General features: G+C 71.3%; 22 protein-coding genes. 3 read left to right on the forward strand and 19 right to left on the reverse strand.

Translation table 11 applies throughout. The annotated features are described in order from the left end of the window. Nucleotides 1–253: 253 nt before the first annotated feature. The 13 genes from nusB to ACZ7G3_RS26845 form a co-directional block, all read right to left on the reverse strand. Nucleotides 254–688 (reverse strand): transcription antitermination factor NusB, encoded by a 435-nt coding sequence (nusB, locus tag ACZ7G3_RS26785; protein WP_426518876.1) that lies wholly within the window; start codon nt 686–688, stop codon nt 254–256. Nucleotides 689–690: 2 nt separating this feature from the next. Continuing rightward, nucleotides 691–1,257, reverse strand: a complete 567-nt coding sequence (efp, locus tag ACZ7G3_RS26790; RefSeq protein ID WP_398136554.1) for an elongation factor P — start codon at nt 1,255–1,257, stop codon at nt 691–693. A gap of 68 nt (nt 1,258–1,325) precedes the next feature. Beyond that, complete coding sequence (locus ACZ7G3_RS26795; RefSeq protein WP_426600773.1) at nt 1,326–2,435, reverse strand: aminopeptidase P family protein; 1,110 nt, start codon at nt 2,433–2,435, stop codon at nt 1,326–1,328. A 172-nt stretch (nt 2,436–2,607) separates the two neighbouring features. Then, the gene (locus ACZ7G3_RS26800; protein WP_470928564.1) at nt 2,608–3,594 is read right to left on the reverse strand and encodes a Pro-rich N-terminal domain-containing protein; all 987 of its coding nucleotides are present in this window, start codon (nt 3,592–3,594) and stop codon (nt 2,608–2,610) included. A 197-nt stretch (nt 3,595–3,791) separates the two neighbouring features. Further along, nucleotides 3,792–4,883 (reverse strand): 3-dehydroquinate synthase, encoded by a 1,092-nt coding sequence (aroB, locus tag ACZ7G3_RS26805; RefSeq protein ID WP_426600775.1) that lies wholly within the window; start codon nt 4,881–4,883, stop codon nt 3,792–3,794. Then, nucleotides 4,880–5,395 (reverse strand): shikimate kinase, encoded by a 516-nt coding sequence (locus tag ACZ7G3_RS26810; RefSeq protein ID WP_470928565.1) that lies wholly within the window; start codon nt 5,393–5,395, stop codon nt 4,880–4,882. The genes aroB and ACZ7G3_RS26810 overlap by 4 nt, the downstream gene beginning before the upstream one ends. Next, the gene (aroC, locus tag ACZ7G3_RS26815; protein ID WP_426600777.1) at nt 5,392–6,576 is read right to left on the reverse strand and encodes a chorismate synthase; all 1,185 of its coding nucleotides are present in this window, start codon (nt 6,574–6,576) and stop codon (nt 5,392–5,394) included. The genes ACZ7G3_RS26810 and aroC overlap by 4 nt, the downstream gene beginning before the upstream one ends. Before the next feature lie 205 nt (nt 6,577–6,781). Continuing rightward, the gene (locus ACZ7G3_RS26820) at nt 6,782–7,621 is read right to left on the reverse strand and encodes a shikimate dehydrogenase (RefSeq protein WP_426600778.1); all 840 of its coding nucleotides are present in this window, start codon (nt 7,619–7,621) and stop codon (nt 6,782–6,784) included. Then, on the reverse strand, nt 7,602–9,347 hold the full coding sequence (gene mltG, locus ACZ7G3_RS26825; RefSeq protein WP_470928566.1) for an endolytic transglycosylase MltG: 1,746 nt from the start codon (nt 9,345–9,347) through the stop codon (nt 7,602–7,604). Before mltG ends, ACZ7G3_RS26820 begins: the two co-directional genes overlap by 20 nt. A gap of 128 nt (nt 9,348–9,475) precedes the next feature. Next, entirely contained in the window at nt 9,476–9,940 is a 465-nt protein-coding gene (ruvX, locus tag ACZ7G3_RS26830) for a Holliday junction resolvase RuvX (RefSeq protein ID WP_426600856.1), read from the reverse strand. A 71-nt stretch (nt 9,941–10,011) separates the two neighbouring features. Continuing rightward, nucleotides 10,012–12,684: an alanine--tRNA ligase gene (alaS, locus tag ACZ7G3_RS26835; RefSeq protein ID WP_470928567.1), complete on the reverse strand. Its 2,673-nt coding sequence runs from the start codon at nt 12,682–12,684 to the stop codon at nt 10,012–10,014. Then, entirely contained in the window at nt 12,684–13,049 is a 366-nt protein-coding gene (locus tag ACZ7G3_RS26840; protein WP_470928568.1) for a hypothetical protein, read from the reverse strand. Before ACZ7G3_RS26840 ends, alaS begins: the two co-directional genes overlap by 1 nt. 7 nt (nt 13,050–13,056) lie before the next feature. Further along, nucleotides 13,057–13,500 carry a DUF948 domain-containing protein gene (locus ACZ7G3_RS26845; RefSeq protein WP_470928569.1) on the reverse strand — a complete coding sequence of 148 codons (444 nt, stop codon included), beginning with the start codon at nt 13,498–13,500 and terminating at the stop codon, nt 13,057–13,059. Between the two features lie 173 nt (nt 13,501–13,673). Here ACZ7G3_RS26845 and ACZ7G3_RS26850 point away from each other — a divergent pair, with 173 nt between their 5' ends. After that, nucleotides 13,674–15,860 (forward strand): ATP-binding protein, encoded by a 2,187-nt coding sequence (locus ACZ7G3_RS26850; protein ID WP_470928570.1) that lies wholly within the window; start codon nt 13,674–13,676, stop codon nt 15,858–15,860. Nucleotides 15,861–15,909: 49 nt separating this feature from the next. Here ACZ7G3_RS26850 and rpsD read toward each other — a convergent pair whose 3' ends face one another. The 5 genes from rpsD to ACZ7G3_RS26875 form a co-directional block, all read right to left on the reverse strand. After that, nucleotides 15,910–16,524, reverse strand: a complete 615-nt coding sequence (gene rpsD / locus ACZ7G3_RS26855) for a 30S ribosomal protein S4 (RefSeq protein ID WP_030185023.1) — start codon at nt 16,522–16,524, stop codon at nt 15,910–15,912. 295 nt (nt 16,525–16,819) lie between these two features. Next, a complete protein-coding gene (locus tag ACZ7G3_RS26860) occupies nt 16,820–18,175 on the reverse strand; it encodes a replication-associated recombination protein A (RefSeq protein WP_470928571.1) in 1,356 nt (451 codons plus the stop codon). A gap of 69 nt (nt 18,176–18,244) precedes the next feature. After that, the gene (locus tag ACZ7G3_RS26865; protein WP_426600785.1) at nt 18,245–18,907 is read right to left on the reverse strand and encodes a vitamin K epoxide reductase family protein; all 663 of its coding nucleotides are present in this window, start codon (nt 18,905–18,907) and stop codon (nt 18,245–18,247) included. 200 nt (nt 18,908–19,107) lie between these two features. Then, a complete protein-coding gene (hisS, locus tag ACZ7G3_RS26870; RefSeq protein WP_470928572.1) occupies nt 19,108–20,370 on the reverse strand; it encodes a histidine--tRNA ligase in 1,263 nt (420 codons plus the stop codon). Between the two features lie 13 nt (nt 20,371–20,383). Continuing rightward, on the reverse strand, nt 20,384–21,091 hold the full coding sequence (locus ACZ7G3_RS26875) for an MBL fold metallo-hydrolase (protein WP_470928573.1): 708 nt from the start codon (nt 21,089–21,091) through the stop codon (nt 20,384–20,386). A gap of 183 nt (nt 21,092–21,274) precedes the next feature. Between ACZ7G3_RS26875 and ACZ7G3_RS26880 the strand changes: the two genes are divergently transcribed. Both ACZ7G3_RS26880 and ACZ7G3_RS26885 read left to right on the forward strand, forming a co-directional pair. Beyond that, nucleotides 21,275–22,099 carry a peptidylprolyl isomerase gene (locus tag ACZ7G3_RS26880; protein ID WP_470928574.1) on the forward strand — a complete coding sequence of 275 codons (825 nt, stop codon included), beginning with the start codon at nt 21,275–21,277 and terminating at the stop codon, nt 22,097–22,099. A 134-nt stretch (nt 22,100–22,233) separates the two neighbouring features. After that, entirely contained in the window at nt 22,234–23,463 is a 1,230-nt protein-coding gene (locus ACZ7G3_RS26885) for a DUF349 domain-containing protein (RefSeq protein ID WP_426518843.1), read from the forward strand. 73 nt (nt 23,464–23,536) lie between these two features. Here ACZ7G3_RS26885 and relA read toward each other — a convergent pair whose 3' ends face one another. Beyond that, entirely contained in the window at nt 23,537–26,077 is a 2,541-nt protein-coding gene (relA, locus tag ACZ7G3_RS26890) for a GTP pyrophosphokinase (protein ID WP_426518841.1), read from the reverse strand. Nucleotides 26,078–26,115: the final 38 nt, after the last annotated feature.

The following is a 26,115-nucleotide window of genomic DNA, read 5'->3' on the forward strand; positions in this document are numbered from 1 at the left end:
TCGCAGGGAGCGCCAACGTCATATATCTTTTCCCCCCCCCGGCGCCCCCCCCCCCCCCCCCCCCCCCCCCCCCCCCCCCCCCCCTGCCCCCCCCCCCCCCCCCCCCCCCCCCCCCCCCCGGCGGCTTGTCGTGTGCCTCACGGGGCTCAGGCCGGGCGGTGCGGCGCGACCGCGCCGGAGGGCCCGCAGCGCGCCTGCTGCGGGCCCTCCGGCGTGGTGGGGGTCTTTCCCTCTGTCGGTCCCGGCGCCTCTCTCAGCTCTCGTCGCGACGCAGCGAGGGCTTGAGGTCCTTCAGCCGGCCGAGCAGTCCGTTGACGAACGCGGGCGAATCGTCCGTGGAGAACTCCTTCGCCAGCTGCACCATCTCGTCCAGGACGACGGCGTCCGGGGTCGCGTCGACCCAGATCAGCTCGTACGCGCCCAGGCGCAGGATGTTGCGGTCGACGACCGGCATGCGGTCGAGCGTCCAGCCGACCGAGTACTGGGCGATGAGCTCGTCGATGCGCTGCGCGCGCTCGGCGTAGCCCTCGACCAGCTCCATCGTGTACTCGCTCACCGGCGGCTGCCGGGTGTCGGACCGGGAGTGCCGGACCCAGTCGGCGAGTACCGTCAGGACGTCGGCGCCGCGCTGATCGCCCTCGAAGAGGATCTGGAAGGCGCGCTTGCGGGCCGTGTTGCGGGCAGCCACGGTTAGCTGTTCACCCGGCCGAGGTAGTCGCTCGAGCGGGTGTCGACCTTGATCTTCTCACCGGTGGTGATGAAGAGCGGGACCTGGATCTGGTAGCCGGTCTCCAGCGTGGCGGGCTTGGTGCCGCCGGTGGAGCGGTCGCCCTGGACGCCGGGCTCGGTCTCCTGGATGGTCAGCTCGACGGCGGCGGGCAGCTCGACGAAGAGCACCTCGCCCTCGTGCTGGGCGACGGTGGCGGTGAAGCCCTCGATCAGGAAGTTGGCGGCGTCGCCGACGGCCTTGCGGTCGACGTGCAGCTGGTCGTAGGTCTCCATGTCCATGAAGACGAAGTACTCGCCGTCCATGTAGGAGAACTGCATGTCACGCTTGTCGACAGTGGCCGTCTCGACCTTGACGCCGGCGTTGAAGGTCTTGTCGACGGTCTTGCCGGAGAGCACGTTCTTGAGCTTGGTGCGCACGAAGGCAGGGCCCTTGCCGGGCTTGACGTGCTGGAACTCGACGACGGACCAGAGCTGGCCGCCTTCGAGCTTGAGCACCATGCCGTTCTTGAGGTCGTTCGTGGAAGCCACGGTTGCGGAATCTCCTGGACTGGACTGACGTGGACGACCTCGGGGCGGGCAGGCGCGCAGCGCGAAGGCTAGAGCGCGAGCAGCTCCTTGGTCGTGATGGTGAGTAGCTCGGGTCCGCCGTCCGCCTCGGGGCGCACGACGAGCGTGTCATCGATCCGGACCCCGCCCCGGCCCGGGAGGTGGACCCCCGGTTCGACGGTGACCGGCACACAAGCGTCCAGTTTACCCATGGCCGCGGGGGCCAACTGCGGGTCCTCGTCGATTTCGAGTCCGACACCGTGGCCGGTGAGGGTCGGAAGGTTCTCCGCGTACCCGGCCGAGTCCAGTGCCTGGCGGGCGGCGCGATCGACATCGCGGCAGGCGGCGCCGGGTGCGAGGGCCTCCCGGCCGGCCCGCTGGGCGGAGAAGACGAGGTCGTACAGTTCGATCTGCCAGTCGGCCGGCGAGGTGCCGATGACGAACGTACGGCCGATCTCGCAGCGGTAGCCGCGGTAGGTCGCGCCCAGGCAGACGGAGAGGAAGTCGCCCTCCTCCACGCGCCGGTCGGTGGGGCGGTGGCCGCGGCGCCCCGAGTTCGGGCCCGTGCCGACGGAGGTGGGGAAGGCCGGGCCGTCGGCGCCGTGGTCGACCAGCCGGCGCTCCAGCTCCAGGGCGAGGTGCCGCTCGGTGCGGCCGACCAGGATGGACTCCAGGAGTTCGCCGAGGGCCTGGTCGGCGATCTCGGCGCCGATGCGAAGGCAGGAGATCTCCTCCTCGTCCTTGACCACCCGGAGCTGCTCGACCGCCTGACCGAGGTCGGTCAGGCGCAGCCGGGGTGCGACCGAGTGCATGGCGCGGTGCCGGACCACGGTGAGGTGGTGGTCCTCGGTGGCGAGGGACTCGGCCCCCTGGGCCGCGGCGAGGCCGGTGGCCGCGACGGCCGGGTCGCCGCCGGGTCCGGGCAGCGCCCGCACCGGCAGGGAGTCGTCGGGCCGGACGCCGTCCGTCGGCCGGTCGTCCGGCGGGCCCGAGCAGACCAGCAGATCCTCGGTCTTGCCGAGCAGCAGCACGGCGCCGTGCGGGGCCGCGCCCGCGAGATAGCGCACGTTGGCGGGCCGGGAGACGAGCGCCGCCGCGCTGCCGCCCGCGTTGCAGCGTTCTCGTAGGCGCGTCCGGCGGGCCGCGTACACCTCTGACATGGGCCGAGCGTAAGAGCTCCGCTCGGGGGGCGCCGCTCGGGAGAGGCCGAGTGGGGAAGCGGGGGCGGTCGGTCTGCGGGGGGCGACTGGAGGTTGGGCGCCGTCCGGCCACCGGTGGGGCTGGTCGCGCAGTTCCCCGCGCCCCTTCGGGCGCTCCCCGGTCTCCCTCTCGCTACCAGTTCGGCGGGCTTGCTATGGAACGGGTCAGGACCTCGTTCAGGACCTGGGCGGTTTCCGGTATGTCCAGCGTGGAGTTGTCGATGATCGGGAGACCCGAGCCGTACCAGCCGGCCATACGGCCGTGGATGCGGGCGACCTCCTCGTCGGTGAGCCGCCGGTTGCCGCTGCGTTCGGCGTTGCGCTCCAGGACGATGTCCAGGCCCGGCAGGAGGACGACCGGGAGCAGGCCGGGGCCGACGTGCCGCTTCCAGCCGCCGAGGCCGACGACGGGGCGGTCCGGGAAGACCGCGTCGTCGAGGATGCAGGAGATGCCGTTGGCGAGGAAGTTGCGGGCGGAGAAGCCGCAGGTGCGGCGGGCGAGGCGGTACTGGGCCTCGGAGTTCTCGTTCCACCCGGTCTGGGGGTCGGCGAAGCCGGAGCGGACCCATTCGCGGACGTCGTCGAGGCTGATGTGGGCGGTGGGGACCCGGCGGTGGTCCGCCCAGTACTTGGCGACGCTGGTCTTGCCGGCTCCCGCGGGGCCGATGAGCAGCACCGCCAGGGTGGTCGTGGCCGGGTCGGGCGCGGTGGACGCGGCAGGCGGCACGCTGGGCACGGCCACGGGGCCGCCGGGCGGCAGCGGTACGTGGCCGGTGGTGTCCGGCGGGGGCGGCACGGGAGCCGCCTGGTGCGGACCCGGAGCCTGGTGCGGACCCTGGGCCGGGTGAGGTCCCTGGGCCGGGTGAGGTCCCTGGGCCGGGTACGGACCCTGGGCCGGGTGAGGTCCCTGGGCCGGGTGCGGTCCCGGGGCCGGGTGCGGGGCCTGCTGGGAAGCCGCGGGGTGCGGGGCCCGCATGGGGTAGCCCGGCGCCGCGGGCGGCGGTACGGGGGTGGAACCCTGGTGCGGGCCCGGGTGGTGCGCGGCCGGTGACCAGCCGACGGCCGGTCCGTGCCCCGGCTGATGGGGCGGCGGCAGCGGAGAACCCACTGCGTGCTGCATCCGGTGCCACTCCGTCTCGTACAGGCGATGGGCGCTGGCGGCGGGAAGGGGGGCCCGCCCGCTTCCCCACAGCCTAAAGGGCGTGAGGGGATCCCCGTCCGAACGGTACCGCCCCCGGCCGTCGTTCGGTGAACGGCCGGGGGCGGTACGAAGTGCCCGTCGCGCAAGGCGAATCGGGCGGAAGGTGCGGCGGGGTACTACTCGCCCACCTCGCCGTAGGCGGCGAGGAGGACGGCCGGGTCGGGTCCCTCCAGCACGGTGGGCTTGGCGAGGCCGTCCAGGACGATGAAGCGCAGCAGGTCTCCGCGGGACTTCTTGTCGACCTTCATGTTCTCGACGAGCTTGGGCCACTGGTCGTAGCGGTAGTGCAGGGGCAGGCCGACCGCTTCGAGGATGCTGCGGTGCCGGTCGGCGGTGGCGTCGTCCAGACGGCCCGCGAGGCGGCCCAGTTCGGCGGCGAAGTGCATGCCGACGGAGACGGCGGCGCCGTGGCGCCACTTGTAGCGCTCGTTCTTCTCGATGGCGTGGCCGAGGGTGTGGCCGTAGTTGAGGATCTCCCGCAGGCCCGCTTCCTTCAGGTCGGAGGAGACGACCTCCGCCTTGACCTTGATGGAGCGCACGATCAGCTCCGCGGTGTGCGGTCCGGCCGGGGTGCGCGCGGCCTGGGGGTCGGACTCGATCAGGTCGAGGATCGCCGGGTCGGCGATGAAGCCGGCCTTGATGACCTCGGCGAGTCCGGAGACGTAGTCGTTGACCGGGAGCGAGTCCAGGGCGGCCAGGTCGCACAGGACGCCGGCGGGCGGGTGGAAGGAGCCGACGAGGTTCTTGCCCTCGGCGGTGTTGATGCCGGTCTTGCCGCCGACGGCCGCGTCCACCATGGCCAGCACGGTGGTGGGGACGGCGATCCAGCGGACGCCGCGCAGCCAGGTCGCGGCCACGAACCCGGCCAGGTCGGTGCTGGCGCCGCCGCCGACGCCGACGATGACGTCGGTGCGGGTGAAGCCGGACTGGCCCAGCGCCTTCCAGCAGTAGGCGGCGACCTCGGCGGTCTTCGCCTCCTCGGCGTTGGGCACCTGGATGGCGATCGCCTCGTAGCCCTGCCCCGCGAGGTCGGCGCGCAGCGCGTCGCCGGTCTCGGCGAGGGCCTCCGGGTGGATCACCGCGACCCGCTTGGCCCTCGGGCCGATCAGCCCGGCCAGCTCGCCCAGGAGCTGTCGGCCCACCAGAACCTCGTAGGCATCGCTGCCCGCGGTGCCGCCGACCTGGATCCGGGTGACTGCCTCGCTCATGCTTCCTTCAACTCCACTGCGTCCAGGACGGCTTGGGTGACTTCTTCGGGCGTGCGGCCGTCCGTGGCGACGACGACCGTGGCGACCTCTTCGTAGAGGCCGCGGCGGGCCTCCATCAGCTCGCGCCACTGCTTGCGCGGGTTGACCGCGAGGAGCGGGCGCGCGGCGTTCAGGCCGGTGCGCCGGACGGCCTCCTCGACGTCCATCGAGAGGTAGACGACGCGCTGCCCGGCGAGCAGCGCGCGGGTGTCGGCGTCCAGGATCGCGCCGCCACCGAGGGCGAGGACGCCCTCGTGCCCGGCGAGAGCGGCCCTCACGGACTCCTTCTCCAGGGCCCGGAAGGCCGCCTCGCCCTCGTCGACGAAGATCTCGGCGATGGCCCGCCCCTGCGCGGAGACGATGTCCTCGTCCGTGTCCCGGTAGCCGGTGCCGAGGCGCTCGGCCAGCAGCTGCCCCACCGTGGACTTGCCGACGCCCATCGGTCCGACCAGGACGATCAGCGGTGCGCTCATCGGATGGCCAGGTTGTCGAGGTAGGACCGCACGTTGCGGCGGGTCTCCGGCACGCTGTCGCCGCCGAACTTCTCCGCGACCGCGTCCGCCAGGACCAGGGCGACCATCGCCTCGGCGACGATGCCGGCCGCCGGCACCGCGCACACGTCGGAGCGCTGGTGGTGGGCCTGGGTGGCCTCGCCGGTGGCGACGTCCACGGTCTTGAGCGCCCGCGGCACGGTCGCGATCGGCTTCATGGCCGCCTTCACGCGCAGCAGCTCGCCGGTGGTCAGACCGCCCTCGGTGCCGCCGGAGCGGCCGGACGCCCGCCTGATGCCGTCGGGGCCGGCCAGGATCTCGTCGTGCGCCTTCGAACCCGGCACCCGCGCCAGGTCGAAGCCGTCGCCGACCTCGACGCCCTTGATGGCCTGGATGCCCATGAGGGCGGCGGCCAGCCGGGCGTCCAGCCGGCGGTCCCAGTGCACGTGCGAGCCGAGACCGACCGGGACGTCGTACGCCAGCACCTCGACCACGCCACCGAGGGTGTCGCCGTCCTTGTGGGCCTGGTCGATCTCCGCGACCATCGCCTTCGAGGCGTCCGCGTCCAGGCAGCGCACCGGGTCGGCGTCCAGCTTCTCGACGTCCGCCGGGGTCGGGTACACCCCGTAGGGGGCCTTCGCCGCAGCCAGTTCGACGACGTGGCTGACGATCTCGATGCCGGCCGTCTCCTTCAGGTACGACCGTGCCACGGCGCCCAGGGCCACCCGGGCGGCCGTCTCCCGCGCGGAGGCGCGCTCCAGGATCGGCCGGGCCTCGTCGAAGCCGTACTTCTGCATGCCCGCGAGGTCGGCGTGGCCGGGGCGGGGGCGGGTCAGCGGCGCGTTACGGGCCAGGCCGGCCAGCACCTCCGGGTCGACCGGGTCGGCCGCCATGACCTGCTCCCACTTCGGCCACTCGGTGTTGCCGACCATGACCGCGACCGGGGAACCGAGGGTGAGCCCGTGCCGGACGCCGCCGAGGAAGGTGACCTCGTCCCGCTCGAACTTCATGCGTGCGCCGCGACCGTAGCCGAGCCGTCGCCTCGCCAGATGGTCCGCCACCATGTCCGTGGTGATCGGTACGCCGGCGGGCAGACCCTCCAGCGTCGCGACGAGTGCGGGACCGTGGGACTCCCCCGCGGTCAGCCAGCGCAACCTGCTCAACGGTGCTCCTCAGTGCTCGCGCCCCGGTTATGCCCTGCGTACGCGTCTTCTCTGCGTACGGCGACGGCGTGTCCGGGTGCGCGGCCCCGGTCCGCCACCTCCGATCCTCCCACGTCCGGGCCCCGGACCCGGCCGCCGGTCCATCTGGCGGACGGTGGCGCGGACGTCGGACGACGCCGTGGGCGCGCCCGCGGGACCGCGGAGGCTAGCGGTCGGCCAGGGCCCGCTCCCCCGCCGTGCGCATGGCGGCGAGGGGGGCCGGAGCGCGGCCCGTCATCTGCTCCACCTGGAGCACCGCCTGGTGCAGCAGCAGGTCGAGGCCGCTGACGACCGCACCGCCGTGGGCCGACCAGCGGGCGGCGAGGGCGGTCGGCCACGGGTCGTAGAGCACGTCGAAGAGGGTCGCGGGCATCTCCGGGACGGCGGCGGCGAGGGCGTCGGTGGCGCCGGCCGGGGTGGTGGCCACCACCAGAGGGGCGTGCAGCGCCTCCTCGGCGTCCGCCCAGTCCGCGATGCGCACGTCGACGTCCAGCCGCTCGGCCCAGCCCCGCATCTCGGCGGCGCGCGCCCGGCTGCGTACGTAGACGGCGATCTCGCCGGTACAGATCCGGGCCAGCGCGGCCAGCGCGGAGGACGCGGTGGCGCCGGCGCCGAGGACGGCCGCGGTCTCGGCCTTCTCGATGCCGTGCTCGCGCAGGGCGGCGACCATGCCCGGGATGTCGGTGTTGTCGCCGGTCCTGCGGCCGTCCTCGGTGAGGACCACGGTGTTCACCGCGTCCACGGAGGCCGCCGTCTCACTGATCCCGTCGAGCAGCGGGATGACCGCCCGCTTGAGCGGCATGGTCAGCGACAGCCCCGCCCACTCGGGGCCCAGCCCCTCGAAGAAGCCGGGCAGCGCCTCCTCGTCGACGTCGAAGCGGTCGTACGTCCAGCCCTCCAGGCCCAGCTCGGCGTAGGCGGTGCGGTGCAGGGCCGGGGAGAGGGAGTGGGCGATCGGCGAGCCGAGAACGGCGGCTCGCCGACGGTCAGTTGCCCGAGCTGGCATCGAACTTGTCCTTCAGCTTCAGGAAGTCGTCGTGCGTCTTGGCGAACTCGGTCTTGCTCAGGCCGTCGGTGGCCACGAAGTACATCCAGCCGTCGTCCGTGGGATCGAGCGCCGCCTTCAGGGCCTCTTCACCGGGGTTGCTGATGGGTCCGGGCGGCAGGCCCTTGTTGGTGTAGGTGTTGTACGGGTCCGGGTTGCTGTTGATCTCGGACTCGCTGATGTGGATCTCGCTCTGGCCGAGCAGGTAGTTGAAGGACGAGTCGAACTGCAGTTCCTGGTTGGTCTCGGTGTTGGTGGGCTTGAGCCGGTTGTAGATGACCTCGGACATCATGCGGAAGTCCTCGTGCGTCTTGCCCTCCGCCTGCACCAGGCTCGCCACGGTGAGCAGCTGCCACGGATCTTCGAGGCCGAGGCCCTCCGCCTTCTCCTCGAGCCCGATCTTCTCGTACTGCTCGCTGGCCCGCGCCACCATCTGCCTCAGCACGTCCTCGGGCTTCTGGCCCTTGGCCGCCGAGTAGCTCGACGGGTAGAGGAAGCCTTCCAGCGGGTCCTTGACGTTCTCGTGGTTCATCGCCCAGTCGGGCAGGCCGAGGTTCTTCCACTCGGCCTTGGCGACCTTGGCGGTGGTGCCCTCGTCCAGTTCGAGGCGCTTGTCGATGTCCTTGTAGATGCTGGCGTTGCGTTTGCCCTCGGCGATGATCAGGTTGCTGCGGCTCTTGGGATTGAGCAGCAGCTCGATCGCGGCCTCGGCCGACATCTCCTTCTGCAGCGTGTACACGCCGTCCTGGATGCTCTTGCCCTGCGGGTTGCTCTGCTGTGCGGCGATGAAGGCGTCGACGCTCTTCACCACGCCCTTCCGCTTGAGCTCCTGGCCGATGGTGGAGCCGCCCGCGCCCTTGGGGATCGTGACGGTCACCTGCTCGCCGTTGCCGTCACCCGCGTAGTCCGGGGCCGCGCCGAAACGTTCCTGGTAGAACTGGAAGCCGAAGTATCCGACTCCCGCCACTGCGCCGCCCAGCACCAGGCAGACCACGAGGCACGCGACTCCGTTGCGGCCCTTCTTGGGCTTGCCGCCCCGGCCCCTGCGGTCGCCCCGCGCTGCGCCGTCGTCGCCGCCGTCCTCCTTCTCGTCGGCGTCCCCGTCCGCGAAGAAGGCGTGCTCTCCCTCGTCGGGACCGGCGTCCCGGTCGGTGTCCTGCGGTTCGGGCTCGGCACGCCGGCGGCCCGGTGGCTCGGGGGGCGGGTACGCCTCCGGGGTGCCGTAGAAGTCGGGCTGTTCGGCGCCGTAGGCGGCGGCCTGCTGCCCGTAGGGGTCCGACGGGTCGGCGGGGTACTGCGCGGGAGGCTGCGCGCCGGTGCCCCAGCCGCCGCCGTCGTGGCCCTGCTGGGACTGTCCCTGGGGCGCGTACTGCTGGTCGTACTGCTGCTGACCGTACTGCTCGTACTGGTCGTACTGCGGATTCTGCTGGTACTGGTCGTACTGCGGCTCGGGGTGCTGCTGACCGTACTGGCCGTACTGCGACTGCTGACCGTAGGCGGACTGGCCGCCGTCGCCCCACTCGCCGTACTGCTGCTGGGACTGCTGCTCCGGATACTGCTGCGGCTGGCCGCCGTAGGGGGACTGCTGACCCGCGTGGGCCTGCTGTCCGCCCCATCCGCCGTCCCCGTACAACGGGTCCTCCGGATGCCACGGTTCGGAGCCTGGGCCCCGGCCATACTCAGTCATCGATCCCCTAGAGCCGCGAGGCGACGGCGCGCTCGGCCTGTCATGGAGGGCCGTCTTCCGTTCCGCCTCTTGCTGTGCGGTGGCTGTTCGAATGCCTCCGCATCGCGCGGAACGTTACCGTATCGCGATCAGATGACCACTTCGACGCCCTCACCGGGTGGCCTGCCTGACACCCGTTCGGATTCCAGTGCCTGCTGAAGGATGATCACAGCGGCGGCCTGGTCGATGACGGACCGGCCCTTCTTGGACTTCACTCCCGAGGCGCGCAGCCCCTGGCTGGCGGTCACCGTCGTCATCCGCTCGTCGACCAGCCTGACCGGCACCGGCGCGATGCCGCGGGCCAGCTCCTGCGCGAAGCCCCTGACCTTGACCGCGGCCGGTCCCTCACCCCCCTTGAGGGAGCGAGGGAGACCGACGACGACCTCGATCGGCTCGTACTCCTCGACCAGCTGCCGCAGGCGGCGGTGTGCTGCCGGGATGTCCCGTCCGGGAACGGTCTCCACCGGCGTGGCGAGAATCCCGTCGGGGTCGCAGGACGCGACCCCGATACGGGCGTCCCCGACGTCGATCGCCAGGCGGCGGCCACGGCGCATGACCGGGCCGTCCGGCCGGTCGTCCGTCCGGCCCTCCGCCTGACCTTCCGTCCGGCCGTTCCACGAGTCGCTCACTTGGCGGTGTCCGCCACGAGCCGCTCGACGGCGTCGACGGCGTCACCGATGGCGGCCGGGTTCTGGCCACCGCCCTGGGCGACGTCCGGCTTGCCGCCACCGCCGCCACCGAGGGTCTTGGCGGCGGCACGCACCAGGTCACCGGCCTTGAGACCGCGCTCGCGGGCGGCATCGTTGGTGGCGATGACGGTGAGGGGCTTGCCGTTCACCGTGGTGAACAGGGCGACGACGGCGGCCCGGCCGCCCTGGATGCGGCCGCGCACGTCGAGGACCAGCTTGCGCAGGTCGTCGGCGGTGGTGCCGTCCGGGACCTGACCGGTCACCAGGGCGACACCGCGCACGTCCTTGGCGGAGTCGGCGAGCGAGCCGGCGGCCTGGAGGACCTTCTCGGCGCGGAACTTCTCGATCTCCTTCTCGGCGTCCTTCAGCTTGCCGAGCATGGCGGAGACCTTCTCCGGAAGCTCCTCCGGACGGCCCTTGATCAGCTCCTGGAGCTGGGCGACGACCGTGTGCTCACGGGCGAGGAAGTTGTAGGCGTCGACGCCGACCAGGGCCTCGATGCGGCGCACCCCGGAGCCGATGGACGACTCGCCGAGCAGCTTGACCAGCCCCAGCTGGGCGGTGTTGTGCACGTGGGTGCCGCCGCACAGCTCCTTGGAGAAGTCGCCGATGGTCACGACGCGCACGCGCTCGCCGTACTTCTCGCCGAACTCGGCGATGGCGCCCTGCTTCTTGGCCTCGTCGATGCCCATGACGTCGGCGCGCACGTCGAGGTCGCGGGCGAGCACCTCGTTGATCTTCTGCTCGACGTCGGTCATCACGGCCGTCGGCACGGCGGACGGCGAGCCGAAGTCGAAGCGGAAGCGGCCGGGCTGGTTCTCGGATCCGGCCTGGGCGGCCGTCGGGCCGAGGGCGTCGCGCAGCGCCTGGTGGGTGAGGTGGGTGGCCGAGTGGGCGCGGGCGATGGCCTTGCGGCGCCGGTCGTCGATGGAGGCGTGGGCCTTGGCGCCGACGGTGATCTCGCCGACCTGGACGACGCCCTTGTGGACGTACACGCCCGGCACCGGCTTCTGGCAGTCCCGGACCTCGATGACGGCACCGGAATCGACCTTGATCCGGCCGGTGTCGCCGATCTGGCCGCCGCCCTCGGCGTAGAACGGGGTGCGGTCGAGGACGATCTCGACCTCGTCGCCCTCGGTGGCGGCCGGGGAGGAGGCACCGTCGACGAGGATGCCGACGATTCGAGACTCGCTCTCGGTGTCGCTGTAGCCGACGAAGTCGGTGGCACCGGCCTGGTCGGCGATCTCGCGGTAGGCGCCGACGCCGGCGTGGCCGGTCTTCTTGGCCTGGGCGTCGGCCTTGGCGCGCTCCCGCTGCTCCTTCATCAGGCGCCGGAAGCCGGCCTCGTCCACGGAGAGCCCCTGCTCGGCGGCCATCTCCAGGGTGAGGTCGATCGGGAAGCCCCAGGTGTCGTGGAGCAGGAAGGCCTTGTCGCCGGCGAGGACGCTGCCACCGGCGGCCTTGGTGTCGCTGACGGCGGTGTCGAGGATGTTGGTGCCGGCCTTCAGCGTCTTCAGGAAGGCGTTCTCCTCGGCGAGGGCGACCTTCTCGATCCGCTCGCGGTCGGTGATCAGCTCGGGGTACTGCTGCCCCATCATCCCGATCACGACGTCGGTCAGGTCCTTGACGACCGGACCGGTGGCGCCGAGCAGGCGCATGTTGCGGATGGCACGGCGCATGATGCGGCGCAGCACGTAGCCGCGGCCCTCGTTGCCGGGGGTGACACCGTCGCCGATGAGCATCACGGAGGTGCGCATGTGGTCGGTGACCACGCGCAGGGAGACGTCCGAGGCGTGGGCGTCGCCGTAGGCCACGCCGGTCAGCTCGGTGGCCTTCTTGATGACGGCCATGGAGGTGTCGATCTCGTACATGTTCTGCACGCCCTGCAGAATCATGGCGAGCCGCTCCAGGCCGAGCCCGGTGTCGATGTTCTGGCTCGGCAGGTCCCCGAGGATCTCGAAGTCCTCCTTGCCGATGCCCTCGCCCCGCTCGTACTGCATGAAGACGAGGTTCCAGATCTCCACGTACCGCTCGTCGTTGACGGCGGGGCCGCCCTCGGCTCCGAACTCGGGGCCGCGGTCGTAGTTGATCTCGGAGCAGGGGCCGCAGGGGCCGGGGACGCCCATGGACCAGTAGTTGTCCTTCTTGCCGAGCCGCTGGATGCGCTCGGACGGGACGCCCACGACGTCGTGCCAGATGCGCTCGGCCTCGTCGTCGTCCTTGTAGACGGTGATCCACAGGCGCTCGGGGTCGAGGCCGTAACCGCCCTTGTCCTGGGGGCTGGTGAGCAGCTCCCAGGCGAGCTTGATGGCGCCTTCCTTGAAGTAGTCGCCGAAGGAGAAGTTGCCGCACATCTGGAAGAACGTGCCGTGGCGCGTGGTCTTGCCGACCTCTTCGATGTCCGGCGTGCGCACGCACTTCTGCACGCTGGTGGCGCGGTCGAAGGGCGGCTTGACCTCACCCAGGAAGTAGGGCTTGAACGGCACCATGCCGGCCGGGACCAGCAGCAGAGTCGGGTCGTCCGCGATGAGCGACGCCGAAGGGACGACGGTGTGCCCGCGCTCCTCGAAGAAGCTCAACCAGCGGCGACGAATCTCGGCCGACTCCATCAGTGGTCCTCATTCCGGTTGTACGAGTACGTCGTCCTGTCGACGTACGTCGGGGTGTTGCCGTTCTCGGTGTTGCGGTTCTCGATGGCGCGGGAACGCCGGGGTGCGGGGAGTTCGTGGTCGACGGGGGCGTTCAGCCCGAGCGCGTCGTCCAGTTCGGCCTCCCGCTGGGCCATGTTGTCGCGGACGTCGAGCGCGAAGCCCACCGCGCGGTCCTTGATCCGGGTGCCCGCGTCGAGCGCCTTGTTCGCCGCGGTGGCGGCGAGGCTCTCGGGGGTCAGCTGCCTGAGCTTCCGGTTGACCTTGGTGGTGGCCCACACACCGGCGGCGACGCCGGTGCCGAACCAGAACGTACGGCGGAACATCGCTGGATCAGCCCTTCTTCCGCTTCGTCCGCCGCGCGTCCGGGATCGTACGGCCCACGATCACGGTACGCCGCGGCTGCTTGGCCGGGCGCGCGGGCTCGCCCTCCTTGCGACCGCCGAGTGCCCGCCGTACGCCGTACCCGAACGCGGCGACCTTGACCAGGGGGCCGCCGAAGGTGGAGGCCACGGTGGTGGACAGCGCGGAGGCATTCGACGTGACCTCCTGGACGTCCGAGGCGATCGCGTCGACCCGGTCGATCTGGGTCTGCGCGGAGCGCACCGCCGACGAGGCGTCGGACAGCAGCGGGACGGCCTGGTCGGTCACGTCCGCCACCAGCTTGGTGGTCGCCCTGAGCGTCTGGGCCAGCCTCGCCAGCGCGACGGCGAGGAAGGAGACCAGGATCGCCCAGAAGACGGCCACCAGGATCCCGGCCACCTCGCCACCGGACACTGTGCACCCGCTCCCTGAAAGACGTGCCTGAACATCGGGAAAAGTCGTGCACCGAGCCTATCGCGCCGGGCGCGGGGCTCCGTACCGGATTACCGACCGCGCGCGGCGGAGTGCGGTGAAGTCACGAGGAGGGATTGTACGGAGTGAATACGGTTCAGTACGCTCCGTGTTCCATGCGAGACCTTCGGCGCGACGGCATCCCGCACGGCAACCTCTCCCTGGAACTCGACACCTTCGTGGGGAGAGCGGCGGAGCTCGCGGAGCTGGCCCGGGCGCTGGGCTCCGGGCGGCTGGTGACCGTGACCGGGACCGGCGGGGTCGGGAAGTCGCGGCTGGCGGCGCGGGCGGCCGCGCGGTGCGCGCCCCGGGACGGGGTGTGGCGGGTGGAACTGGCGCCGGTGCGCGACGAGGAGTTCGTCGACTACGCGGTCGTGGAGGCGCTCGGCCTGACCGACCACACGACCCGGCTGCCGCGCGAGACGCTGCTCGCGCACCTCGCCGAGCGAGAGCTGCTCCTGGTCCTCGACGGGGTCGAGCATCTGGTGGACGCCTGTGCCGCGCTCGTGACCGACCTGCTGGGCCGGGCCTCGGGGCTGCGCGTCCTGGCGGTGGGGCGCAGACCGCTGGCCGTGACCGGGGAGCGGCTGCTTCCGCTGGCACCGCTGAGGCCGGAGGAGGCGGTGGAACTGCTGACCGTCCGGGCGCGGCAGCGGCACCTGACGTACGGGTACGACGCCGACCTGGACGACGGCCACGGGGAGATGCGCGAGCTGTGCCGGCGCCTGGACGGGATCCCGTTGGCGATCGAGCTGGCCGCGGGGCGGCTGGGCGCGCTGTCGCCGGGACAGGTGCTGCAACGGCTGGACGACCGCTTCCGTCTGCTGACCGGCGGGGACCGCACCGCGCTGCCCCGGCACCGGACGCTGCGCACGGCGATCGGCTGGAGCCACGAGCTGTGCACGCCCGCGGAGCGGCTGCTGTGGGCGCGGCTGTCGGTGTTCACGGGGCCGTTCGACCTGGAGGCCGCCGAGTACGTGTGCGGCGGCGAGGGCCTGCCCGCCGACGACGTGCTCGACGTGCTCTCCGCGCTGCTCGCGCAGTCCGTGCTGGCCCGCGAGGAGACCCCGGCCGGGGTGCGCTACCGGATGCTCGACACGGTGCGGGCGTACGGCGCCGACTGGCTGGAGGCGACGGGCGACGCGCCGCGGATACGGCGGCGGCACCGGGACTGGTACGTGGGCCTGGCGACCTGGTGCGAGCTGGAGTGGTTCTCGCCGCGCCAGCACGAGGTCACCGCGCGGGTGGACGTGGAGCTGCCGAACCTGCGCAGCGCCCTGGAGCACTGTCTGACGGAGCCGGACGAGGCGCACCTGGGCCAGTATCTGGCGGGTGCCCTGTGGTTCCACTGGGTGGGGTGCGGGCGGTTGTCGGAGGGGCGGCGCTGGCTGGAGCAGGCGGTGCGGCTGGACCCGGAGCGGACGGCGGGCGAGCCGGCCCGGTTGAAGGCGCTGTGGGTACTCGCCCACGTGGCGATCCTGCAGGGCGACACGGTGCCCGCGCTGGCGGTGCTCCAGGAGTGCCGGGAGGAGGCCGAGCAGTCCGCGAACCCCACGGCGGTGGCGTACGCGGAACACCGCACCGGTTGTCTGGCCCTGGTCACGGACGACATGCCGCGCGCCGAGACGCTGCTGCGTTCCGCGCTGCGGCGCTACCGGGAGATCGGCGAGCTCAACAGCAACGTCCTGATGGGCCAGGTGGAACTGGCGATGGCGCGGGCGTTCCAGGGCGACGTGCCGGACGCGGTGCGCCTGTGCGAGGACGTCCGCCAGGTGTGCGAGGACCACGGCGAGCGCTGGACCCGGGGCTACGCCCTGTATGTGCTGGCCTACGCGGCCTGGAGCGACGGCGAGCCGGGGCGCGCCCGCGAGTTGCTGGCCGACTGCCTGGCCGGCGCCCACCGCTTCCGGGACCAGCTCGGCTCGGTGCTGGCGGTGGAGCTGCTGGCCCTGGTCACGGTGGCGGACGGGAACGCGGCGGAGGCCGCGGTGCTGCAGGGCGCGGCGGGGCGGATGTGGCCGTCGGTGGGGCTGCCGTTGTTCGGCTCGGCGCACTACAACGCGCCGCACGAGCTGTGCGAGGCGGCGGCCCGGGAGCAGCTGGGCGACGAGCGGTACCAGGAGTGCGTACGGCACGGGGCTCGGCTCGGCCGGCGGGAGGCGGTGTCGCGGGCGCTGCGGCGGCCCGGGGCGCCGGCCTCGCTGCCGGCGCCGCGCGGGGGCGGGCGGCGTGCCACGGCGGGTGCGCGAACGGCGAAGCCCGCCGCCTCGCCCACCCGGAAGGGCGGGGAGACGGCGGGCTGAGGTACCGCGGAGGTACTGCGCCTTGCTGAGATGCAGCGTTCTGCTGGGATCAGCGGGCGTAGTACTCGACGACGAGCTGCTCGTCGCAGATCACCGGGATCTCCTTGCGGTTCGGCTCACGGTCCAGGCGGAACGCCAGGGCCTTGAGGTTCACCTGGAGGTAGCGCGGGGTCTCGCCGTCGGGGGCGAAGCCACCCTCACGGGCGATCGTGAAGAGCGTCTTCTCCTTGGAGCGCTCGCGCACCTGCACGACGTCGTCCGGGCGGACGCGGAAGGACGGCTTGTCGACCTTCTGGCCGTTGACCTGGATGTGGCCGTGCACGACCATCTGGCGGGCCTGGTAGATCGTGCGGGCGATGCCCGAACGCAGGACCAGCGCGTCGAGACGGCGCTCGAGCTCGATGACCAGGGCCTCGCCGGTCTTCATGTTGGTCTTGGAGGCACGCTCGTAGGCGCGGACGAGCTGGCGCTCGCTGAGGTCGTACTGCGCGCGCAGACGCTGCTTCTCGAGCAGACGGACCTTGTAGTCCGAGTTCTGCTTGCGGCCGCGGCCGTGCTCGCCCGGCGGGTAGGGGCGGGCCTCGAAGTACTTGACGGCCTTCGGGGTCAGCGCGATGCCGAGGGCACGCGACTTCTTGACCTTGGGGCGGGACTGGTTCGCCACTGTCTGTGTCTCTTTCCTGGTTTCCGGCTTGTCAGGGTTGAGGGAGGTCGCAATCCGCAGCCGGGGAAACCCGTCTGGTCCGCGAGGGACCTGCCGGGCAGCCGCTCCCTGGTCTGGGCACATACGTGCAGCACGCGAGTGGCCCACCGACCGCTCCCGGAGCTCCGGGTGGTGGTGGGCTGCCCGCGACACCTATCGACGGTGCGCGACGCTCCTGGGACCCGCTGGGGGTTCCGGCCGGTTGTCCCGTTCTGACTGCGCGGGACTCGGCACTCCGGGCGATTCTACAGGCTGCTCAGGACCGCTTGCGACCGAGGTGCCCGCGGGTCCACTCCACCGCGTCCGCGTATCTGGCCTCGGCGCCGTGCCGGGTCGGGGCGTAGTACGTGCGGTCCTTCAGCTCGTCCGGGGCGTACTGCTGGGCGGCGATGCCCTCCGGCAGGTCGTGCGGGTACACGTATCCCTGCCCGTGTCCGAGCTTGCCCGCACCCTTGTAGTGGCTGTCGCGCAGGTGCGCGGGGACCGGCCCGGCGTGCCCCTTGCGTACGTCGTCCAGGGCGGCGCCGATGGCGGTGGTGGCGGCGTTGGACTTGGGGGCGAGGGCGAGGGCGATGGTGGCGTGGCTGAGGGTGAGGGCGGCCTCGGGGAAGCCGATCATGGCAACGGCCTGGGCGGCGGCGACGGCGATCGGCAGGGCGTTCGGGTCGGCGAGGCCGATGTCCTCGCTGGCGGAGATCATCAGGCGGCGGGCGATGAACCGGGGGTCCTCGCCGGCCTCGATCATCCGGGCCAGGTAGTGCAGGGCGGCGTCCACGTCGGAGCCGCGGATGGACTTGATCAGGGCGCTGGCGACGTCGTAGTGCTGGTCACCGTCGCGGTCGTACTTCACGGCGGCCCGGTCGACGGTCTCCTCCAGCGTCGCCAGGGTGACCTCGGCCTCGCCCTTGTCGAGCGCGGCCCCGGCGGCGGCCTCCAGCGCGGTCAGCGCGCGGCGGGCGTCGCCGCCGGCGATGCGCAGCAGGTGCTCCTCGGTGTCCTCGGGGAGGCCGACGGCGTCCTTCAGACCGCGTTCGTCACTGAGCGCGCGCTTCAGCAGGCCGCGGATGTCGTCGTCCGTCAGGGACTCGAGGGTGAGGAGGAGGGAGCGGGAGAGGAGCGGGGAGATCACCGAGAAGTACGGGTTCTCGGTGGTGGCGGCGATCAGGGTGACCCAGCGGTTCTCGACGGCCGGGAGCAGGGAGTCCTGCTGGGCCTTGCTGAAGCGGTGGATCTCGTCGAGGAAGAGGACCGTCTCCTTGCCGTACCCGCCGACCGCGCGGCGGGCACCGTCGATGACCGCGCGGACCTCCTTGACGCCCGCGGTGATCGCCGACAGTTCCACGAAGCGCTTGTTGGTGGCCTTCGAGACGACGTACGCCAGGGTCGTCTTGCCGGTGCCCGGCGGGCCCCAGAGGATCACGGACGACGGTCCGGCGGGACCGGAGGCGCCCTCGCCGACCAGCCGGCGCAGGGGGGAACCGGGCTTGAGCAGGTGCTGCTGGCCGACGACCTCGTCGAGGGTGCGCGGACGCATCCGCACGGCGAGGGGACTGCCGGTCGGGTCCTTCTCCTGGCGTTCTTCGGCTGCGGCGGTGAACAGGTCGGGCTCCACGCTCTGAACCCTAAATCACCGCACTGACAACCCGGCGGGCGCAGTCGGACGGACCGGCGGCCCGCCCCGTCAGCTGGTCCAGAAGTCCCACCAGCGGGTGAGGATCATCATGCCGATGATGCCGATGTGCAGGACCGGCAGGACCCAGGTGAACTCGCCGAAGAAGCCCTTGAGCCAGTTCGGCGCGGGCAGGAAGCCCTTGCGGACGTTGAAGGACGTCACGTACCAGAACATGATGATCGTGGCGACCCAGGCCAGGCAGCACCACAGGCACAGGGCGTTGATCCGGTACAGGGACTGGAACTGCAGCCAGGTGCAGAAGCCCACGCCGAACAGCGTGCCGGCGTTGAAGGTGAGCCAGTACCAGCGCGGGAAGCGGGCCCCGGCGAGCAGGCTCATGCCGACGCAGACAACGATGCCGTAGGTGACCAGGCCGAGCATCGGGTTGGGGAAGCCGAAGACGGCCGCCTGGTCGCTCTCCATGACGCTGCCGCAGGAGACGACGGGGTTGAGGCTGCACCCGGGGGTGAACGTCGTGCCCGCGACCTTGGCCTCGAGCAGCTTGAACTTGTCGAGCGTGATGACCCACGCGGCGAGCACCCCGGCCGCGCCCGTGAGCACCAGCAGCAGGGCGAGGGCACGACTGCCTCCCTCGGCCCCCGGTGTTCCGGCGGTGGCTTCCGGCGCGGGCTCCGCCACGGTGGAGACGTCCTTCACTGTCGTCTTGCTCATCACGCCGATTCCGTCACTTGAGTCGGGCCTGCTTCGGGCAGGGCCATTGTGCCGCACGGACCTGTATGGCCACCGTTCGATGAACATAAGAACGCACCGGTGATCGCCCTGGAGCGGTGTGTTCCGGCCGATGTCCGTTCCCCGGGGGCACGCGCGAGCGAACGCGGGCGCCCCCGGGGGTGACGGGACGCACGGGCCCGTCAGCCGAGCCTGGACTCCAGCTCGGCGACGATCTCGTTCACACCGATCGCCGTCTGCTCGCCGGACTCCATGTCCTTGAGCTGGACGATGCCCTCGGCCAGATCGCGCTCGCCCAGGACCAGGGCGTAGCGGGCGCCCGAGCGGTTGGCCGCCTTCATCGCGGCCTTGAGGCCCTTGCCGCCGTAGGAGAAGTCGGCGGCGACGCCGTTCTTGCGAAGCTCGGTGACCTTGGCGAACAGGATCCGGCGGGCCTCCTCGCCGAGCGGGACGGCGAAGACGGAAATGGCGGACGGGATGTCCAGTTCGATGCCCTCCGCCTCCAGGGCGAGGACGGTGCGGTCGACGCCGAGGGCCCAGCCCACGGACGGCAGGGAGGGGCCGCCGATCATCTCGGACAGTCCGTCGTAGCGGCCGCCGCCGCCGACCGCGGACTGGGAGCCCAGTCCGTCGTGGACGAACTCGAAGGTCGTGCGCGTGTAGTAGTCCAGGCCGCGCACCAGCTTCGGGTCGTCCTCGAAGACCACGCCGGCCGCCGTGATCAGCTCGCGCACCTCCTCGTGGTACGCCTTGCAGGCGTCGCACAGGTAGTCGCGCAGCAGCGGGGCGTCGGTGAGCTGCTTCTGCACGTCCGGGCGCTTGTCGTCCAGGACGCGCAGCGGGTTGATCTCCGCGCGGCGCAGCGTCTCCTCGTCCAGGTCGAGTCCGCGCAGGAAGTCCTGGAGCGCGGCCCGGTAGACGGGGCGGCATTCCTTGTCGCCCAGGGAGTTGAGCAGGATGCGGAAGTTCCGCAGGCCGAGCGCGCGGTACGACTGGTCGGCGAGGATGATCAGTTCGGCGTCCAGCGCCGGGTCCTCGGCGCCGATCGCCTCGGCGCCCACCTGGGAGAAGTGGCGGTAACGGCCCTTCTGGGGGCGCTCGTAGCGGTACTGCGAGCCCGAGTACCAGACCTTCACCGGCAGGTTGCCCGCCTTGTGCAGGTTGGCCTCCAGGACCGCGCGCAGCACGGGGGCGGTGGTCTCCGGGCGCAGGGCGAGGCGGTCGCCGCCCTTGGTCTCGAAGACGTACATCTCCTTGGTCACGATGTCGGTCGACTCGCCGACACCGCGCGCGAAGAGCTCGACGTTCTCGAAGCCGGGCGTCTCGATGTAGCCGTAGCCGGAGTTGCGCAGCGGGGCGGCGATCGCCTCGCGGACCGCCAGGAACTTGGCGGAGTCGGGCGGCAGCAGGTCGTACGTGCCCTTGGGGGCCTTGAAGGTGCTCACGGAAGGTCTCTCGTCACATTCCTCGTCGGGGAGCCTCGGTGGCTCCCTGGCCGGCGGCCACCTGCCGCAAATACGGGTTGGTGGCGCGCTCCTGGCCGATGGTCGTCTGGGGGCCGTGGCCGGACAGCACCACGGTCGAGTCGTCGAGCGGCAGGCACACGCGGGCCAGCGAGGCGAGCATGTCGTCCATGTCGCCGCCGGGCAGGTCGGTGCGTCCGATGGAGCCGGCGAACAGCAGGTCGCCCGAGAAGAGGACCGGCGGGATGTCCGCCGCCTCGGGCAGGCCGAAGGTCACCGACCCCTTGGTATGGCCCGGCGCGTGCGCGACCGTCAGCTCCATGCCCGCCAGCTCCAGCTTCGCGCCGTCGGTCAGTTCCCTGACGTCGTCCGGCTCCCCCACGGTCAGCTCGCCCATGAGCGGCATGCCGATGGAGCGGCCGATCCCCTTCTCGGGGTCGCCCATCATGTAGCGGTCGTCGGGGTGGATCCAGGCCGGCACGTCGTGCGCGCCGCAGACCGGGACGACCGAGGCCACGTGGTCGATGTGGCCGTGGGTGAGGACGACGGCGACGGGCTTGAGCCGATGCTTCCTGATCGCTTCCTCGACTCCGGGGGCCGCCTGATGGCCCGGGTCGATGATCACGCACTCCTCACCGGCGGCGGGGGCGACGAGATAGCAGTTCGTCCCCCAGGCCCCGGCGGGGAACCCGGCAATGAGCACGATCGTCCTTCGTTTGTGTCGGTACGGGTGGGCTTGCGAACGGGCCGCGCCCAGGGTGAGAGCCTACCGGCGGTGCCGATTCCTCAGCGAACCCATATACGGTACGGGGCTACACGCCCACGGTCGGCTCATCGCACCCACGCGTACCGGTCGGCACACGAAGACGCATGAGGAGAGAACCCGGTGGTCACCCAGGAGCAGCGGCGGCGTCAGCTCGCCCGGGAGAAGTTCTTGCGGCAGCAGCAGCGACGTACCTCCGCGCGGCGCAAGGCGCGCATGCGCAACGCAGTGATCGCGTCGGTGCTCGGCGTGATCGTCATCGGCAGTGTCGCGCTGTACACGACCGGGGTGGTCCTGGACGACGGCGACGGCAAGGCGAACGCGAGCGCGGAGGTCACGCCGAGCGCCTCGGCGAGCAGCAAGGCGCCGGACCCGTGCGACAAGCCGGCCGAGGGCGAGGTCAAGACGCAGACCTGGGAGAAGGAACCTGCGATGACCATCGACAAGTCGGCGAAGTACACGATGAAGCTGGCGACGACCTGCGGCGACATAGACATCGCGCTGAAGACGTCGGCGGCACCGCACACCGTCAACTCGTTCAACTTCCTGGCCGGCAAGGGCTACTTCGACCACACGCCGTGCCACCGGCTCACCACCAACGGGATCTACGTACTCCAGTGCGGCGACCCGACGGGCCAGGGCAACGGCGGTCCGGGCTACAACATTCCGGACGAGAACCTGAAGGACGAGAGCCTGAAGGAGAACACGTACCCGGCGGGCACGGTGGCGATGGCGAACACCGGCCAGCCGGGCTCCGGCGGCAGCCAGTTCTTCCTCGTGTACCAGAACAGCCCGCTGCCGCCCAGCTACACGCCGTTCGGCACCATCTCGGACGAGGGCATGACGGTGCTGAAGAAGATCGCCGCGGCGGGCGAGAGCACCGGTGCGGGCGACGGAGCACCCAACGCGACGGTCGTGATCGACAAGGCCACCGTCACGAAATCCTGACCCTCATCAGCGAAAGTTCGGTCGCGCGGGATGCGGACAGGCCGCCCGCCGGTCGCCTATGTTGGCCGTGACGAAACTGTGGACGATGCCCGGGGGTAGCGAAGCCCTCCGGGGCATCATGTGGAGGAGGCGCTGTGAGCAGCGACCCGTGGGGCCGCGTCGATGAGACGGGGACCGTGTACGTGCGTACGGCCGACGGCGAGAAGGTCGTCGGCTCCTGGCAGGCAGGCTCCCCCGAGGAGGCGCTGGCCTATTTCGAACGCAAGTACGAAGGCCTGGTTGTCGAGATCGGCCTCCTCGAAAAGCGAGTGAAGACCACCGACCTGTCCGCGAAGGACGCCCAGGCCGCCGTCGACCACCTGCGGGAACAGGTCGACGCGCACCACGCGGTGGGCGACCTGGAAGCGCTGCGGGTCCGGCTGGACAAGCTCGTCGCACTGGTGGAGACGCGCCGCGAGGAGCGCAAGGCCCAGCGGGCGAAGCAGTCCGACGAGGCGCGCGGCGCCAAGGAGGCACTGGTCGCCGAGGCCGAGGAGCTGGCCAAGTCCGACCAGTGGCGGTCGGCCGGGGAGCGGCTGCGGTCCCTGGTGGACACGTGGAAGGGCCTGCCACGACTGGACCGCAAGTCCGACGACGAACTGTGGCACCGCTTCTCGCACGCGCGTTCGGCGTTCTCCAAGCGCCGCAAGCAGCACTTCGCGCAGCTGGACGCGCAGCGGGAAGAGGCCCGTCGGACCAAGGAACGGCTGGTCGCCGAGGCCGAGGCGCTGTCGAGTTCGACGGACTGGGGGCCGACGGCCGCGCGCTACCGCGACCTGATGTCCGAGTGGAAGGCCGCGGGCCGGGCCCAGCGCGAGCACGAGGACGACCTGTGGAACCGCTTCCGCGGTGCCCAGGACGTGTTCTTCGCCGCCCGCAGCTCGGTCTTCGCCGAGCGGGACGCCGAGCAGGCGGAGAACCTCAAGCTCAAGGAGGAGCTGGCCGAGGAGGCCGAGAAGCTCCTGCCGGTCACCGACCTGAAGGCGGCCCGCGCCGCGTTCCGGGCGGTCAACGAGCGCTGGGAGGCCATCGGCCATGTGCCGCGCGACGCCCGGCCGAAGGTCGAGGGCCGGATGCAGGCGGTCGAGCGGGCGCTCCAGGAGGCCGAGGAGACCGAGTGGCGCCGGACGAACCCGGAGGCACGCGCGCGTGCCGCGGGCCTGACCGGGCAGCTCCAGGCCGCCGTGGACAAGCTGCGCTCCCAGATCGAGCAGGCGCGCGCCCAGGGCAACAACGCCAAGGCCGACAAGCTCCAGCGTGAGCTGGAGGGCCGGCAGGCGCTGCTGGACCAGGCGCTGAAGGGTCTGCACGAGTTCGGCGGCTGACCCGCCCCCGCACGAGAAGGGGCTCCCGTACGGTGCGTACGGGAGCCCCTTTCGTATGCGCCTGTGCGGGCCGCTACGACGGCCTGCGCGCCGACGTCACCCGGTACACGTCGTACACGCCCTCGACGCCCCGTACGGCCTTCAGGACGTGCCCGAGGTGCTTCGGGTCGCCCATCTCGAAGGTGAAGCGGGAGGTGGCGACGCGGTCGCGGGAGGTCTGCACGGCCGCGGAGAGGATGTTGACGTGCTGGTCGGACAGCACACGGGTGACGTCCGAGAGGAGCCGGGAGCGGTCCAGGGCCTCCACCTGGATGGCGACCAGGAAGACGGAGGACTGGCTGGGGGCCCACTCGACCTCGAGGATGCGCTCGGGTTCCCGGGAGAGCGAGTCCACGTTCACACAGTCGCTGCGGTGGACGGATACGCCGCTGCCCCGGGTGACGAAGCCGATGATGGGGTCACCGGGGACGGGCGTACAGCAGCGGGCCAGCTTGATCCACACGTCCTCGACGCCCTTGACGACGACGCCCGGGTCGGCATTGGTGCGGCGTTTGCGGCCGCGACCGCGGGCCGGCGGTACCGACTCGTCGATCTCCTCGGTGGCGGCCTCCTCGCCGCCGAGCGCCTGCACCAGCTTCTGCACGATGTTCTGCGCGGAGACATGGCCCTCGCCGATCGCCGCGTACAGCGCGGAGATGTCCGAGTACCGCATCTCGTGGGCCAGCGTGACCAGGGAGTCGCCGGTCAGGATCCGCTGGATCGGCAGGTTCTGCTTGCGCATGGCGCGGACGATGGCGTCCTTGCCCTGCTCGATCGCCTCGTCGCGGCGCTCCTTGGAGAACCAGGCCCGGATCTTGTTGCGGGCGCGCGGCGACTTCACGAAGCCGAGCCAGTCGCGGGAGGGGCCCGCGCCGGCCGCCTTGGACGTGAAGACCTCCACCAGGTCGCCGTTGTCCAGGGTGGACTCCAGCGGGACGAGGCGGCCGTTGACCCGTGCCCCTATGGTGCGGTGGCCGACCTCGGTGTGCACCGCGTACGCGAAGTCGACGGGGGTGGCACTCGCGGGGAGCGCTATGACGTCGCCCTTGGGGGTGAAGACGAAGACCTCGTTGCGGGAGAGGTCGAAGCGCAGGGACTCCAGGAACTCGCCGGGGTCCTCGGTCTCCTTCTGCCAGTCCAGCAGCTGCCGCAGCCACGCCATGTCGTTGAGGTGGTCGTCCTTGCCCTTGCCGGACGACCTGGGCGCGTCGGTGCGGACCTTGGAGGCGCCGGCGACGGCCTCCTGCTTGTACTTCCAGTGCGCGGCGATGCCGTACTCGGCGCGGCGGTGCATGTCGAAGGTGCGGATCTGCAGCTCGACCGGCTTGCCGTTGGGCCCGATGACCGTCGTGTGCAGCGACTGGTACATGTTGAACTTGGGCATCGCGATGTAGTCCTTGAACCGGCCGGGGACCGGGTTCCAACGCGCGTGCACGGTGCCGAGCGCCGCGTAGCAGTCGCGGACGGTGTCCACGAGGACGCGGATGCCCACCAGGTCGTAGATCTCCGCGAAGTCACGGCCGCGGACGATCATCTTCTGGTAGACGCTGTAGTAGTGCTTGGGCCGGCCGGTGACGGTCGCCTTGATGCGGGCCGCGCGCAGGTCCTGCTGGACCTCGTCGGTCACGATGGCGAGGTACTCGTCGCGCTTGGGGGCGCGCTCGGCGACCAGGCGGACGATCTCGTCGTACATCTTGGGGTAGAGGATCGCGAAGGCGAGGTCCTCCAGCTCCCACTTGATGGTGTTCATGCCCAGCCGGTGGGCGAGCGGCGCGTAGATCTCCAGGGTCTCGCGCGCCTTCTTCTCCTGCTTCTCACGCTTGAGGTAGCGCATGGTGCGCATGTTGTGCAGGCGGTCGGCGAGCTTGATGACCAGGACGCGCGGGTCCTTCGCCATCGCGACGACCATCTTGCGCACGGTCTCGGCCTGCGCCGCCTCACCGAACTTGACCTTGTCCAGCTTGGTGACGCCGTCGACGAGGAGGGTGACCACGTCGCCGAAGTCGCGGCGCAGGTCCTCCAGGCCGTACTCGGTGTCCTCGACGGTGTCGTGCAGCAGTCCTGCCATCAGCGTGGCCGGGTCCATGCCCAGCTCGGCGAGGATGGTGGTGACGGCCAGCGGGTGCGTGATGTACGGGTCGCCGCTCTTGCGCTTCTGGCCGCGGTGCCAGCGTTCGGCGACCTGGTAGGCGCGCTCGATCTGGCGCAGGGTGGCCGTCTCGATCTTGGGGTCGTTGCTGCGCACTATCCGCAGCAAGGGCTCCAGGACCGGGTTGTACGGGTTGGCGCGCTGCACGCCGAGGCGGGCCAGACGGGCGCGGACGCGGTTGGAGGAGCCGGACCGGGCGGGCTGTCCGGGCGCGCGGACCACGGGCGCGTTCCGGTCGCGCTCGGACGGGATCGGCTTGGGACGCGGCTGCTGCTCGGCAGGCTTGTCGACGGGCCCTGCCGGGGCATGCTGTATCGGCCCGCGGGTGTCGTTCTTCGCCTGCGGCGCGCTCGGGGCGGGCTTCGCCGCGGGCGCCGAGGCCGACTCGGGCTTTGCGGCGGTCAGTGGCTGGGCCTCGTCTGGCAAGAGGACTCCTCGTGCGCGATCCGGGTCCCCCGGTCAGG

Source organism: Streptomyces sp. NPDC037271 (genome assembly GCF_055603605.1).

Coding starts and splice junctions, on each gene's coding strand:
- ACZ7G3_RS26810 (WP_470928565.1), bottom strand. CDS start 5,395: ATGAGCGCACCGCTGATCGTCCTGGTCGGACCGATGGGCGTCGGCAAG.
- ACZ7G3_RS26865 (WP_426600785.1), bottom strand. CDS start 18,907: ATGAGCAAGACGACAGTGAAGGACGTCTCCACCGTGGCGGAGCCCGCG.
- ruvX (WP_426600856.1), bottom strand. CDS start 9,940: ATGCGCCGTGGCCGCCGCCTGGCGATCGACGTCGGGGACGCCCGTATC.
- ACZ7G3_RS26795 (WP_426600773.1), bottom strand. CDS start 2,435: ATGTCAGAGGTGTACGCGGCCCGCCGGACGCGCCTACGAGAACGCTGC.
- ACZ7G3_RS26850 (WP_470928570.1), top strand. CDS start 13,674: ATGCGAGACCTTCGGCGCGACGGCATCCCGCACGGCAACCTCTCCCTG.
- ACZ7G3_RS26840 (WP_470928568.1), bottom strand. CDS start 13,049: ATGTTCCGCCGTACGTTCTGGTTCGGCACCGGCGTCGCCGCCGGTGTG.
- aroB (WP_426600775.1), bottom strand. CDS start 4,883: ATGAGCGAGGCAGTCACCCGGATCCAGGTCGGCGGCACCGCGGGCAGC.
- mltG (WP_470928566.1), bottom strand. CDS start 9,347: ATGACTGAGTATGGCCGGGGCCCAGGCTCCGAACCGTGGCATCCGGAG.
- alaS (WP_470928567.1), bottom strand. CDS start 12,684: ATGGAGTCGGCCGAGATTCGTCGCCGCTGGTTGAGCTTCTTCGAGGAG.
- ACZ7G3_RS26820 (WP_426600778.1), bottom strand. CDS start 7,621: ATGCCAGCTCGGGCAACTGACCGTCGGCGAGCCGCCGTTCTCGGCTCG.
- ACZ7G3_RS26800 (WP_470928564.1), bottom strand. CDS start 3,594: ATGCAGCACGCAGTGGGTTCTCCGCTGCCGCCGCCCCATCAGCCGGGG.